Origin of the sequence: Priestia sp. SIMBA_032 (assembly GCF_046535215.1) — a bacterium.
Taxonomy (GTDB): Bacteria; Bacillota; Bacilli; order Bacillales; family Bacillaceae_H; genus Priestia; species Priestia aryabhattai.
The window spans coordinates 1-244 of the sequence record NZ_JAWRXD010001356.1 but is presented as its reverse complement, the minus strand read 5'-3'; the positions used below and the strand labels follow the sequence as shown (position 1 = coordinate 244).

1 protein-coding gene is annotated in these 244 nt (G+C 38.9%); it reads right to left on the bottom strand.

Annotated features, from left to right (window positions below; all coding sequences use genetic code 11):
* The coding region (locus SB717_RS38740; RefSeq protein ID WP_410908565.1) for a serine hydrolase domain-containing protein at window positions 1-244 on the bottom strand (244 nt) is incomplete at both ends.

Genomic DNA, 244 nt, shown 5'->3' with positions numbered 1-244 from the left:
CTCAAAGAGAGCTAAATAATCAGGGAGTCCACTCGTATGATTAAGTAAATGTCTAATCATAATGCTTTCATAAGGAAGATTAGGTATCCATTTCTGCACAGAATCATCAAGACTTAGCTTACCTTCCTGAACGAGTAGTAAAATTGCGGTTGCTGTAATTGGCTTTGAAACTGATGCAAGGTTGAAAACAGATTGTGATGTCAATGGACGATTTGTTGACAAATCAGCACCACCGAAAGCTCCC